The following is a 12,339-nucleotide window of genomic DNA, read 5'->3' as shown; positions in this document are numbered from 1 at the left end:
CCATGAGCGCCTCGCTCGACCTCACCCGGCCCCTGCAGGACGCGATCGCCGAGGCCGAGGAGCTGATCGCCAACGCGCCGTTCATCCGCACCGAGCAGGACCGGCTCGAGGGCTACGACTACCTCGCCGGCCGCATCCGGATGGCGATGCAGATGGCCTTCGACTACGACCTCGACCGGCCGCTGTTCGTCAACCCGACCCACCAGTTCAGCCGGCAGGGCCTCGACAACCCCGACGCGATCTACCTCAGCGCGTTCCTGCGCGAGGGGGTCGAGTACGTCGTCCGCGGCCGCCGCGGGACGTCGTCCGACCTGTCCTTCCAGGTGATGGGCGGCGCCTACAGTGCGACCTCGGCGGCGACGTCGCTGATGGCCTTTGACGACCGCGAGCTCGACGTCGCCGACGACGGCACCTTCGAGCTCACCTACGTCGCCGAGCCGGGCGCGAAGACGATGATCGTGCGGGAGGTGTTCTGCGACTGGGACACCGAGGAGCGCGGCACCCTCACCATCGAGCGCCCCGACACCCTGGGCCGGCCGGCCAGGTCACTGACCGAGGCGACGCTGCGCAAGAAGTACGAGGTGGCGGCCCGCTCGCTCACCGGCTCGATCCTGACCTGGTTCGAGTTCCCGAAGTGGTTCGAGCGCAAGGAGCCGGTCAACACGCTCACCGCGCCGCAGTCCACGCCCGGCGGCCTGGCCTCGCAGCGCTCCTCGATCGGGCACTACGAGCTCGACGAGGACCAGGCGCTGGTCATCAGCGTCCCGCGCTGCGACGACGGCAGCTACCAGGGCATCCAGATCGGCTCCGACTGGTACGCCTCGACCGACTACGAGACCCACCAGACCTCGCTCACCAAGGCCCAGGCCACCACCGACCCCGACGGGGTGATCCGGGTCGTCGTCTCCGAGCACCAGCCCCGGATCGGCGACGGCGTCCTGGCCAACTGGCTCGAGACCACCGGCCACCGCACCGGCTCGATGATGCTGCGCTGGCAGCGCCTGACCCGCGACCTCACCCAGGACGCCGACGGGCCCACCGTCCAGGTCGTCCCCCTCGCCGAGGTCGCCGAGCACCTCCCCCACGCCGTACCGATCACCCCCGAGCAGTACGCCGAGCGCATCGCCGCCCGCCAGCGCGCCGTCGCCCGCCGGATGATCAGCTGACGGGTCCGCGGGGATACTCCGTGACGCCATCAACGTCCAAAGACCCGTCTTAGGTTGATGACGTCTCGAACTATCCCGGCACCCTCGTAAAAAACTGGAACACGTTCTAGTGTGACCCCACCGCGGGCGACGAGGCCCGCCGACGTCCGGAGGACCCGCCGGTGAGCACCACCTCGATCCACCACAGCACGCCCGTCGCCGACGCCTACGAGGCGCAGCCGCTGCTGCGCGGCAAGGTCGTGGTCCTGTCCGGGGTCGGGCCCGGGCTCGGGCGGGCGCTGGGCGAGGAGGCGGCCCGGATGGGTGCCGACCTCGTGCTGGTCAGCCGGACCGAGAGGCGGCTGGAGAAGATGGCCGAGGTGGTCCGGTCGTACGGCGGCCGGGCGCTCGTCGTCCCGACCGACATCACCGACGAGGAGTCGCGCCGGGCGCTGGTCGACAGGGCCGTGCAGGAGCTCGGCCGCGTCGACTGCCTGGTCAACAACGCCTTCGGCATCCCGCCGATGTACCCGATCAGCACGATCGACGTCGAGGCCCTGCGGGCGGCCAACGAGACCAACGTGTTCGCGCCGCTGCGCCTCACCTCGCTGTTCGCCGACGCGCTGGAGAAGACCCACGGCTCGGTGATCATGCTCAACAGCGCGGTGCAGTTCAGCAGCCAGCCCGAGTACTCCGGCTACAAGCTCTCCAAGGGCGCGCTCGCCCACCTGGCCCACTCGCTGGCCACCGAGCTCGGCCCGCGCGGCATCCGGGTCAACAGCGTCGCGCCGTCCTACATCTACGAGGACGTCAACAAGGCCTACTTCGACTGGCTCGCGTCCGAGGCCGGCACCACCCACGACGACGTGTACGCCGAGAAGGCGGCGCCCTGCGACCTCAAGCGGCTCGCGTCCCCCGCCGAGGTCGCCCGCGCCACCCTGTTCCTGGCCTCCGACCTCGCCTCGGCCGTCACCGGCCAGACGCTGACGGTCGACTGCGGCGAGTTCCACAGCTGAGCGCGCCGTGACCGACAACGTCATGACCCGCGAGCGGGCCGACGTCGGCTCCTACGAGAGCATCGTCGCGGCCGCGCAGCGCACCACCGGCCTCACCGACCTCGGCGGCACCCAGCACGAGGAGGGCCTGCGGATCCTGGTCGACGACCTCGCGTCCCCCGAGGCCGGGCTCACCCCGCGCGGCAACTACTTCCAGCGCTCGGAGGTCAAGAGCGCGCTGGTCGGCGTGCTGCTCACCCACGCCGCCTTCGCCCGGCACCCCGAGCACGCCGACGTCCCGATCGAGCGACCGATCTTCGTGATGGGCCTGCCCCGCACCGGCACGACGGCGCTGCACCGGCTGCTGCACGCCGACCCGGGAGCGCAGGGGCTGGAGATGTGGCTGACGCAGTACCCCCAGCCGCGCCCGCCGCGCGAGACCTGGGACGACGACCCGATCTTCCAGGCGATGCAGGCCGGCTTCGCCGCGCACCACGTCGAGAGCCCCGACTACAGGGGGATCCACTACATGGACGCCACCACGGTCGAGGAGTGCTGGCGGCTGCTGCGCCAGACCGGCAAGTCCAACTCCTACGAGTCGCTGGCCCACGTGCCCCGCTACACCGAGTGGCTGCGGCGCCAGGACTGGACCGACGCCTACGCCCGCCACCGCCAGAACCTCCAGCTCGTCGGGCTCAACGACCCCGACAAGCGCTGGGTGCTCAAGAACCCCAGCCACCTGACGGCCCTCGACGCGCTGATGACGGTCTATCCCGACGCGCTCGTCGTCCACACCCACCGCGACCCGGTGGTGTGCATCGCCTCGTCGTGCTCGCTGTCGGCCGAGACGACCGCCGGCCACTCCACGACGTACGACGCCGCCACCGTCGGCCGCACCCAGCTCGACCTGTGGTCGCGCTCGTTCCACGCCTACCACGACGCGCGCCCGGCCTACGACGACGCCCAGTTCGCCGACGTCGCGTTCGCCGACCTGGTCGCCGACCCGATCGGCACCGTCCGCGGCATCTACGACCAGCTCGGGCTCGACCTCTCCCCCGCCGCGCTGGCCGCGGTCGAGGAGATCGACCGCGAGCAGAAGCAGGGCGGCAAGGCGCCCTCGCACCGCTACGACCTGGCCGACTACGGCCTCACCGAGCGCGAGGTGCGCGCGGCCTTCGACCGCTGAGGGTCCGCCGACCCGTCGCCCGGAGGCGACGGGTCAGCGGGGTGGCCTCAGAGCCCCGCGAGGTAGCGGCGGTACTGCTGCCGCACCTGCGCGGGCGAGGCCGCGGTGTCGAGGAACATCAGCGAGTCGAACCGGCAGTCGCAGGGGTTGCGCTCGCGGGTGTCCTGCGGGAACGAGCCGCCGATCTTGATGCCGCGCGGCAGCGTGTCCGACGTCCCCGTGCCGTCGACGGCCCACGGGTCGCCGGTCGAGGTGTAGAACCCGTCGATCGCGCGGCCGTTGCGGTAGAGCGCCATCTCGCCCGTCGTGTAGTCGAACGTCGCCGCGAGGTGCACCCACCGACCGCGGGGCAGCAGCGTGCGCCAGTCGGCGGAGGCGGCGAACGTCGACGACGACCCGGTGTCGAGCCGGCGTCCCAGCGCGACGAGGCGCAGCTCGCCGTTGACGTCGATCAGCTCGAGCAGGGCCCGCACGCCGTGGCCGTCGGAGTTGCCGGACAGGACGCCGGCGAGCCCGATCGCGTTGTACCGGTCGTCCGGGGCGGGCGTGGTGGAGTCGAGGGCGACGCCGGTGCCGGTCATCTTGAACCAGCCCATCACGGTGGCCTCCTCGGCCCCCGCGAAGCGGGCCAGGGACGGAGCCCCGTCCGGGGCCCAGACGCCGGCCTTCCAGTCGTCGTTGCCGGCGACGGTCGGGTTGACCTGCTGGGTCTGGATGGAGTGCCGGCTGCCGGGGAAGGCCCCGTCGTCGGTCCGCATGTCCTCACCGCCGTTGACCAGGTCGAGGAGCGTGGCGGAGGCACCCTGGTCCTCCTCCTTGGCGCCGTCGACGGCGAACGGGTGCTCGAAGTCCCAGGCGGCCACCACGTGGTCGGCCAGCGAGGGCACCGGCTCGTCCTTCCACGGGGTCCTGCGGGTGCCGACGACCTTCCAGACCGTGCCGTTGGCCTTGGCCAGCAGGTAGAGGTCGCCGCGGGCGTCGGCGCCGAAGCGCAGGTCGATGCGGTGGTCACCGGCGAGGTCGGGCATCCGCAGCCGCTCGCCGTCGGTGTTCCACAGCTGCATCTCGTGCAGGGTCGCCTCGCGGCCGGTCTCCTGCTTCATCCGCGCGGCGTCGGCCCAGAACACGCGACCGTCGACGAGGTCGCCGAAGACGTACTTGCCCGCCAGCTGCGGGAACCGGTCGCCCCGGTAGACCTGGCCACCGCTGATGCCGTGGCCGCTGTCGGACGCGCACGGCCACCCGGCCGGCGGGTCGTGGTCGTAGGCGACGACGGGGTAGACGTAGCCGTACTTCTCGTCGTCCTCGGGCAGCGGGTAGAGGCGGCACTGGTCGGCGTTGTCGTAGACGAACCGGCCCTCCCGCGGGCTCCACCCGAAGTTGTCACCGGGGCGCACCTCGTAGACGGCCTCGATGGCGTGCTGGCCGATGTGGCCCAGGTACATCCGGTGCGGGGCCTTGCGGTCCCACGTGAAGCGGTGCGGGTCGCGCATCCCGATCGCGTAGACCTCACCGAGCGCCCCGGTGTCGCCGACGAACGGGTTGGACCGGGGTACGCCGTAGGTGCCGGTCGGGCCGTTCGTGCCCCGCGGGTCGATCCGCAGGATCTTGCCGTAGGGGTTGCCCTTGTCCTGCGGCTGGTCGGTGTTGAGGCCGATGCCGCCGTCGCCGGAGGCGACGTAGAGCAGGCCGTGGTCGTCGTCGCGCGGGCGCGCCGTCGGGTTGAAGTCGATCTGCTGGATGGCGTGGATCTGGCTGGCGTAGCCGAGCCGCAGCACCTCGCGACGCGTCCCGCGGAAGCGGTTGGCGTCGGGGTCGCGGGCGGTCCACTCGGTCACGACGCTGTGGGCGAAGGTCGGCGTCTGCGCCGGGTACGTCGTGGCCGGCAGGCTGCTCATGTCGGCGGCCTTCTCGGTGTGGACGGTGTAGAACCGCCCGGAGTCCTGGAAGTCGGGGGCGAACGTGACGAACCCGAACCCGCTGCCCATGCCGCGGCCGGAGTAGAAGCTCGGGAACTGCGCCTTGACGTCGAGGAAGAGGTGCTCGCGACCGCGGTCGAGCAGGTAGAGCGGGCCGTTGAGGTCGGGGACGTACTGGCGGCGGGTGCCGTCGGGCACCTCGCCGATGTAGTTGATGCGGTTGTGGCGCATCAACCGGTAGTCGGTCGGCGCCGGGGTGGGCGTCGAGGTCGGGAACTGGTGGTACTCCTCGAGCACCAGCCCGAGCGAGGAGCGCAGGGGGTCTTGCGGGACGGGGTCGGCGATCGGGTCTCCGGCGGCCCTCGCCGCCACCGGGGCCACGGGCGAGGCCGTGGCCGAGGTGGGCGTCGGGGCGAGCAGGCCCGCGACCAGCGCACCGGCCGCGGCGGTCACCCACCAGCGTGAGGTTGCCATGGGAACTCTCTTCCTCCCCACGGCTTGTACCGTGGGGATCTCCTGTTGAAGGACGCTGCCGGTTGCCGCCGGCAGCCCCGTCGGTCCCGCGGTGCTGCCGCGGGACCGACGTGGATCAGGGGTGGCGGACGCCGAGCGCCGCGACGTGGCGCACCCGGCCGTGGTTGTCGAACGAGCCGAAGCCGATCCGGCCGCCGGCGAAGGTGGTGTCGGTGGCCGTCATCAGCGGCTCGTCGGCGCCGTCGACGTGCACCGCGACCTCGCCGGTGTCCGCGCGGTAGTCGAGCCGTACGTCGTGCCAGTCGGTGTCGTCGATGGCGGGCGGCGCGCCCACGGCACCGTCCCACTGGTCGTCGATGCGGCGCCGGTCGGCGTCGTCGACGACGAAGATCCCGTTGTGCGGGTAGATCGTGTTGTCCTGCGAGAGGTGCGCGTAGTAGAACCGCGTCGGCGACCGGTAGTTCCAGATCAGCACGACGTCACGGTCGTTGCGGGTCACCGGCTCGTCGATCCGCACCTCGGCGCGGTAGGTCAGCGACCGCAGCTCGGGGCCCTGGGTGACCACGGCGTACTCGAACGGCCGGCGCGGGCCCGTGGGCGCGACCCCGCGCTCGGTCATCACGACCTGGCCGCGCTCGAAGGCCCACTTGGTGTCGGTGAGGGGGTCCCAGGCGCGGGGCGACGCGGGCGGGACGACGATCGCGAGGCGCGGTCGGTCGGTGGGGTGCTGCGCCGAGACCGGGCCGGGCAGCAGCGTGCAGGCGGCGATCGCCGCGGTCGCCGCGATGGTTGCGGTGGTGGGTCGGGTTGTCTTCATGGGTGCCTGGTTCCTTCCGAGATGTGGCACGCCGTGGGCTACAGGTGCGGCTCCACGAGGTCGAGGTAGCGGGCGCTCAGGGTGGCGACGGTGTCGTCGCCGGGGGCGGCCCAGATGTCGGCGTTGAAGATCTCCACCTCGACGTCGCCGTCGTAGCCGGCGGCGGCGACGGCGGCGGTGAACGCGCCGAAGTCGATGTGGCCGTCGCCGACCATGCCGCGCGAGAGCAGGGCGTCGGGCGGCAGCGGGGTGATCCAGTCGGCGACCTGGTAGGACGCGATGCGCCCGGCGGCCCGCGCGATCGTGGCGTGCACGTCGGGCTCCCACCACAGGTGGAAGGTGTCGACGACGACCCCCACCTGGTCGGCCGGGTGCTGCTCGGCGATGTCGAGGGCCTGGGCGAGCGTGGAGACCACGCCGCGGTCGGCGGCGAAGATCGGGTGCATCGGCTCGATGCCCAGGCGTACGCCGCGGGCCGCGGCCTCGGGCACGAGGGCGGCGACCGACTCGGCCGCGGTGGCCCGGGCGGCGCCCAGGTCGCGGTCACCGGCCGGGAGCCCGCCGGGCACGAGCACGAGCACCGGCGCGCCCAGGGTCACGCACTCGTCGAGGGCGCGCAGGTTCTCCTCGTGGGCCGCCTTGCGGGCCACGTCGTCGCGATCGGTGAAGAACCCGCCCCGGCACAGCGACGAGACCCGCAGCCCGGCCTCCCGCACCCACCGCGCCGCGACCTCGAGGCCGGCCTCGGCCACCGGTTCGCGCCACAGCCCGATGGCCGGCAGGCCGGCGCGCACGCACCCGTCGACGGCCTCGCGCAGCGACCACTCGGCCGTCGTGCGCTGGTTGAGGGAGAGGCGCGCCAGGCGGGGGTCGGCGGTCATCGGCGCACGCCCGCGACGTCGAGCCAGGCACGCATCCGGGCGGCCGCCAGGTCGGGGTCGCGCAGCAGGCCGGCGGCGTCGGCCAGCTCGACGAGCCGGGCGAGGTGCAGCGCCGAGCGCGCCGACTGCAGCCCGCCCACCATGGTGAAGCCGGGCTGGTGGCCGTTGAGCCAGGCCAGGAAGGCGATCCCGGTCTTGTAATGGAACGTCGGGGTCTCGAAGACGTGCCGCGAGAGCGGGAGGGTCGGCGCCATCGCAGCGTCGTACGCCGCGAGGTCGCCGTCGTCGAGTGCGGCCAGGGCGCGCGAGGCCGCGGGGGCGATGGCGGCGAAGGCGCCGAGCAGCGCGTCGGAGTGGTGGGTGCCGTCGCCGCGGATCAGCTCGGGGTAGTTGAAGTCGTCGCCGGTGTAGAGCCGGACGCCGGCCGGCAGCACGGCGCGCAGGCCGCGCTCGTGCTCGGCCGAGAGCAGCGACACCTTGACGCCGTCGATGCGGTCGGCGTGGGCCGTGACCAGGTCGACGAACGTCGCCGTGGCCTCCTCGACGTCGGCGCTGCCCCAGTAGCCGGCGAGCGCGGGGTCGAACGCCTCGCCGAGCCAGTGCAGGATCACCGGGTCGCCGACCTGGTCGAGGATCCGGCCGTAGACCTTGAGGTAGTCATCAGCGTGGCGGGCCACGGCCGCGAGCCGGCGCGAGGCCATCACGATCACCTGCGAGCCGGTCGACTCCACGAACGCGACCTGCTCGGTGTAGGCGTCGAGCACCTCCTCCACCGAGGCTGCCTCGGGGCGGTGGTCGGTGCCGGCCCCGGAGGCGATCAGGGCGCCCAGCCCGCGCGCCTGGTCGGCGCTGCGCCGCACGAGCTCCTGGGTGGCGGCCCAGTCGAGACCCATGCCGCGCTGGGCGGTGTCCATGGCCTCGGCCACCCCGAAGCCGTAGCGGAACAGCTCACGGCGGAAGGCCAGCGTGGCGTCCCAGTCGACGGCCGCGGGTGCGCCCGGCACGTTGTCGCCGCGGGGGTCGGCCGCGACGTGGGCGGCGGCGAACGCCGTCCGGGTGCGGAAGCGGTCGGGGTGGTCGGCCCACTCCCCCGGCGGGCCGAGCTCGAGGGTGCGCCACCCACCGTCGGGCGCCGGCAGGTCCAGGCTCACCACGTGCGGGTCTCCAGCGTCACGCGGCGGCCCTCCGCCGAGGAGGTCAGGCCGGCCTCGACCAGCTCGAGGCCGCGCACCGCCGACATCAGGTCGTAGGGGTGCGGGCGGCCGGCGTCGACGTCGCGCAGGTACTGCTCCCACTGCGCGCGGAACCCGTTGGAGAACTCCTGGTTGTCGGGCACCTCGTCCCACTGCGCCCGGAAGTCCTGGTCGGTGGGGATGTCGGGGTTCCACACGGGCTTGGGGGTGCGCACCCGCGGCTGCACGCGGCAGCCGAAGAGTCCGGCGACGGCGGAGCCGTGGGTGCCGTCGACCTGGAACTCGACGAGCTCCTTGCGCTCGACCCGCACGGCCCAGGACGAGTTCATCTGCACGATCGTGTCGCCGATCTCGAAGATGGCGTACGCCGCGTCGTCGGCGGTGGCGGCGTACGGCCGGCCCTGCTCGTCCCAGCGCTCGGGGATGTGGGTGACCGCCTTGGCGATCACCGAGTCCACCCGGCCGAAGAGGTGCTCGAAGACGTAGTTCCAGTGGCAGAACATGTCGAGGACCATCCCGCCGCCGTCGGCGGCGCGGTAGTTCCAGCTCGGCCGTTGCGCGGGCTGCAGGTCGCCCTCGAAGACCCAGTAGCCGAACTCGCCCCGCACCGAGAGGACGCGGCCGAAGAAGCCGCTGTCGACGAGCCGCTTCAGCTTCACCAGGCCCGGCAGGAAGATCTTGTCGTGCACGACGCCGTTGACGGTGCCGGCGGCGGCCCCGGCACTGGCGACCTCGAGCCCCTCCTCGACCGTCTCGGCCAGCGGCTTCTCGGTGTAGACGTGCATCCCGGCCGCGAGCGCCTTGAGGATGGACTTCTTGCGCTCGGAGGTGACCTGCGCGTCGAAGTAGATCGGGGCGTGACCGTCGGTCGGGCCCTCCGACAGCGCCTCGTCGAGGTCGGTGGTGAAGTCGGTGACGCCGTGGCGCCCGGCGAGCTCGGCGAGCTTGTCGCGGTTGCGGCCGACGAGCACGGGCTCGACCTGCAGCCGGTCGCCGTTGGGCAGCTCGAGGCCGCCCTCGTCGCGGATCGCCAGGATCGAGCGCACGAGGTGCTGGCGGTAGCCCATGCGTCCGGTGACGCCGTTCATGATGATGCGCTGGGTGCGGGTGGCCATGGATGCCTGCTTTCCGAGGTCGGGGGGAGGAGGGGGTGGGCGGTCAGGGCGCCGGCGCACCGGCCGGGCGACCGCCGAGGTAGAGCTCGGCCAGCTGCGGGTCGGCCAGCAGCTCGGGCGCCGGGCCGGTGAGGTGCACGCGGCCGAGGTCGAGCACGCAGCCGATGTCGGCCGTCTCGAGCGCCCGCCGGGCGTTCTGCTCGACGAGGAGCACGGCGATGCCGGCGTCGCGCATCCGCACGACCTGCTCGAAGACCTTGCTGGTGGTCTTGGGGTCCAGGCCCATGCTGGGCTCGTCGAGGAGGACGACCTTGGGGCTGACCATCAGCGAGCGGGCGAACTCGACCTGCTTCTGCTGTCCGCCCGAGAGCGCCCCGGCCAGCGCCGTCCAGCGCTCCTTGACGACGGGGAACAGGGTCTGCACGAAGTCGATGCGCTCGGCGATGACGTCCTTGTCCCGGACCGTGTAGGCGCCGAGCCGGACGTTCTCGGCGACCGACATCTCCTTGAAGACCGAGTGGCCCTGGAGGACGTGGGACAGCCCGTTGCGGAGCATGTCCTGGGGTCCGTCGCGGGTGACGTCGCGCCCGGCGACGCGGATCGAGCCGGAGCGGGGAGTGAGCATCCCGCTGGCGACCTTCAGGACGGTGGACTTGCCGGCGCCGTTGGGGCCGACGAGGCACACGATGCTCGACGGCGGGACCTTGACGGTCAGGCCCCGCAGCACGAGGGCTGCCCGGCCGTAGCCGGCCTCGATGTCGTTGAGCTCGAGCAGGTACTCGGGGGCGGCTTCAGACGCCAAGGTAGGCCTCCAGGACTCGGCGGTCCTGCTGGACCTCGGACGGCGGACCCTCGGCGATGGGCCGGCCACGGTCGAAGACGACGACGTGGTCGGACAGGTTCATCACCATGTCCATGTTGTGCTCGACGATGACGAACGTGCGGCCCTCGGCGTTGAGCTCGCGCACGAGGGTGGAGATGCGCCCGATGAGCGCGGGGTTCACGCCGCCGGCCGGCTCGTCGAGCATGATCGTCTCGGGGTCGGTCATCAGCACCCCGGCGAGCTCGAGCAGCTTCTGCTGGCCGTAGGAGATGTCGCGGGCCTCGGACCGCTCGAGGTGGTCGATGCCGACCCGGCGCAGGAGCTCGCGGGCGCGGCCGATGTCGTCGGCGTTCTGGGCGCCTCTCAGGCGGTGCACCAGCCCGGCCGGCCGGACGCCGACGAGCATGTTGTCGAGGACCGTCATCCGCGGGAAGATCCGGCACAGCTGGAAGCTGCGCCCGATCCCGGCGCCGGCGATGCGGTGCGGGGCCCGACCGGTGATGTCGGTGCCCTGGTAGGTGATCCGGCCCGCGTCGGGCTTGATCATCCCGGTCACGCAGTTGAAGAACGTCGTCTTGCCGGACCCGTTGGGGCCGATCAGGGCGTTGATCTTGCCGTGCTGGAAGCTGACCGTCGCGTCGTTGACGGCGTGCACGCCGCCGAACGACTTGGTCAGGCCCCGGGTCTCAAGGGAGGTGCTCATCGGACGACCTCGTCCTTCTGGGGTGCGGAGGTGCGCTCGGCCTCGATGGCGCGGTTGCGCTCGAGCAGCTCGGCGGCCGTCTCCTCGCGGATGGACGTGCCGCCGCCTCCGGGGCGGAGCCGGTCGACGAGGCTGCCCAGCGCCGGCAGGATGCCGTCGGGCATGAACAGCACCACCAGCGCGAGCATCAGCCCGAGGGCGACGAGGTGGAACTGCGTGTCGCCGTACTGGGCCTTGAAGAACTCCAGCGCGTAGCCGACGACGACGGCGCCGAGCACCGGCCCGAACAGGCTGCGGATGCCGCCGAGCAGCGACATCAGCACCATGTAGGAGCCGATCAGGATCGAGAACTGGAAGATCGGGTCGAGGTAGCCGAACCACAGGGCGTAGAGGCCACCGGCCAGCGCGGTGAAGAACGCCGAGACGACGAAGACGACGAGCTTGTAGGCGAAGGTCGGCACGCCGAGGGCCTGGGCCTTGTCCTCGTCCTCGCGGATGGCCTTGAGGCCGGTGCCGAAGCGGGAGCGGTCGATCGCCCACCACACCAGCAGGGCCACCACGACCAGCCCGACGTTGAGGTAGAAGAACCGCTCGTGCTGCTCGGGTCGCAGCACGTCCTCGCCGAACGGGCGCGGCACCCGCAGCCCGTTGGACCCACCGGTGAGACCGGCCCAGCTCTGGGAGACGAGCAGCAGGATGAGCACCACGGCGATCGAGACGATGACGAACGACGCCCCGCGCACCCGCAGCGACGCGATGCCGATCGGCACGGCCAGCACCGCGACGAGCAGCGCGCTGGCGAGCAGCGCCACCCAGGGGTTGAACCCGAGCTCGATCACCAGCAGCGCGGTGGCGTAGCCACCCAGGCCGGTGTAGGCGGCGTGGCCGAGGGAGATGTAGCCGGTGAAGCCGCCCATGAAGTTCCAGCCGACCGCGAAGGCGGCGTAGCTGGCGATGGTGACGCCGACCGAGAGGATGAACGCGTCCGGCGCCATCGAGGGGAAGGCGACGACGAGCACCGCGACGACGGCGAGGGCCACGACGCGCAGGCCGGTCACCCCCCGGTCGAAGCCGGTCGTGCGCGCCGC

At 72.2% G+C, this 12,339-nt stretch carries 11 protein-coding genes; 3 read left to right on the top strand and 8 right to left on the bottom strand.

What is annotated here, in order from left to right:
* Positions 1-2 precede the first annotated feature (2 nt).
* The 3 genes from AC4MBH_RS01250 to AC4MBH_RS01240 all read left to right on the top strand — a co-directional run bounded on the left by AC4MBH_RS01250 (position 3) and on the right by AC4MBH_RS01240 (position 3,326).
* Complete coding sequence (locus tag AC4MBH_RS01250) at positions 3-1,166, top strand: hypothetical protein (protein ID WP_491792511.1); 1,164 nt, start codon at positions 3-5, stop codon at positions 1,164-1,166.
* A gap of 161 nt (positions 1,167-1,327) precedes the next feature.
* Positions 1,328-2,161: an SDR family oxidoreductase gene (locus AC4MBH_RS01245; protein ID WP_491792510.1), complete on the top strand. Its 834-nt coding sequence runs from the start codon at positions 1,328-1,330 to the stop codon at positions 2,159-2,161.
* Positions 2,162-2,168: 7 nt separating this feature from the next.
* On the top strand, positions 2,169-3,326 hold the full coding sequence (locus AC4MBH_RS01240; RefSeq protein ID WP_491792509.1) for a sulfotransferase family protein: 1,158 nt from the start codon (positions 2,169-2,171) through the stop codon (positions 3,324-3,326).
* A gap of 47 nt (positions 3,327-3,373) precedes the next feature.
* Here the strand turns inward: AC4MBH_RS01240 and AC4MBH_RS01235 are convergent, their stop codons facing one another.
* The 8 genes from AC4MBH_RS01235 to AC4MBH_RS01200 all read right to left on the bottom strand — a co-directional run bounded on the left by AC4MBH_RS01235 (position 3,374) and on the right by AC4MBH_RS01200 (position 12,309).
* Positions 3,374-5,719, bottom strand: coding sequence for a PQQ-dependent sugar dehydrogenase (locus AC4MBH_RS01235; protein ID WP_491792508.1), 2,346 nt, complete (start codon positions 5,717-5,719; stop codon positions 3,374-3,376).
* 115 nt (positions 5,720-5,834) lie between these two features.
* Positions 5,835-6,536 carry a hypothetical protein gene (locus tag AC4MBH_RS01230; protein ID WP_491792507.1) on the bottom strand — a complete coding sequence of 234 codons (702 nt, stop codon included), beginning with the start codon at positions 6,534-6,536 and terminating at the stop codon, positions 5,835-5,837.
* A gap of 38 nt (positions 6,537-6,574) precedes the next feature.
* Positions 6,575-7,417, bottom strand: coding sequence for a sugar phosphate isomerase/epimerase family protein (locus AC4MBH_RS01225; RefSeq protein WP_491792506.1), 843 nt, complete (start codon positions 7,415-7,417; stop codon positions 6,575-6,577).
* A complete protein-coding gene (locus tag AC4MBH_RS01220; RefSeq protein WP_491792505.1) occupies positions 7,414-8,571 on the bottom strand; it encodes a dihydrodipicolinate synthase family protein in 1,158 nt (385 codons plus the stop codon). Before AC4MBH_RS01220 ends, AC4MBH_RS01225 begins: the two co-directional genes overlap by 4 nt.
* On the bottom strand, positions 8,565-9,725 hold the full coding sequence (locus tag AC4MBH_RS01215; RefSeq protein WP_491792504.1) for a Gfo/Idh/MocA family protein: 1,161 nt from the start codon (positions 9,723-9,725) through the stop codon (positions 8,565-8,567). The genes AC4MBH_RS01220 and AC4MBH_RS01215 overlap by 7 nt, the downstream gene beginning before the upstream one ends.
* A gap of 43 nt (positions 9,726-9,768) precedes the next feature.
* Positions 9,769-10,527, bottom strand: a complete 759-nt coding sequence (locus AC4MBH_RS01210; protein WP_491792503.1) for an ABC transporter ATP-binding protein — start codon at positions 10,525-10,527, stop codon at positions 9,769-9,771.
* Positions 10,517-11,251, bottom strand: a complete 735-nt coding sequence (locus AC4MBH_RS01205; RefSeq protein WP_491792502.1) for an ABC transporter ATP-binding protein — start codon at positions 11,249-11,251, stop codon at positions 10,517-10,519. The genes AC4MBH_RS01210 and AC4MBH_RS01205 overlap by 11 nt, the downstream gene beginning before the upstream one ends.
* Positions 11,248-12,309: a branched-chain amino acid ABC transporter permease gene (locus AC4MBH_RS01200; protein WP_491792501.1), complete on the bottom strand. Its 1,062-nt coding sequence runs from the start codon at positions 12,307-12,309 to the stop codon at positions 11,248-11,250. The genes AC4MBH_RS01205 and AC4MBH_RS01200 overlap by 4 nt, the downstream gene beginning before the upstream one ends.
* Positions 12,310-12,339: the final 30 nt, after the last annotated feature.

The sequence above is a fragment of the Nocardioides sp. WJ219 genome, from assembly GCF_058559815.1.
This window is presented reverse-complemented; position numbering and strand designations above follow the sequence as displayed.

What these genes read in the sequence shown, in the direction of transcription:
- AC4MBH_RS01225 (WP_491792506.1), bottom strand. Translation starts at nt 7,417, where the DNA reads ATGACCGCCGACCCCCGCCTGGCGCGCCTCTCCCTCAACCAGCGCACG.
- AC4MBH_RS01250 (WP_491792511.1), top strand. Translation starts at nt 3, where the DNA reads ATGAGCGCCTCGCTCGACCTCACCCGGCCCCTGCAGGACGCGATCGCC.
- AC4MBH_RS01205 (WP_491792502.1), bottom strand. Translation starts at nt 11,251, where the DNA reads ATGAGCACCTCCCTTGAGACCCGGGGCCTGACCAAGTCGTTCGGCGGC.
- AC4MBH_RS01235 (WP_491792508.1), bottom strand. Translation starts at nt 5,719, where the DNA reads ATGGCAACCTCACGCTGGTGGGTGACCGCCGCGGCCGGTGCGCTGGTC.
- AC4MBH_RS01230 (WP_491792507.1), bottom strand. Translation starts at nt 6,536, where the DNA reads ATGAAGACAACCCGACCCACCACCGCAACCATCGCGGCGACCGCGGCG.
- AC4MBH_RS01215 (WP_491792504.1), bottom strand. Translation starts at nt 9,725, where the DNA reads ATGGCCACCCGCACCCAGCGCATCATCATGAACGGCGTCACCGGACGC.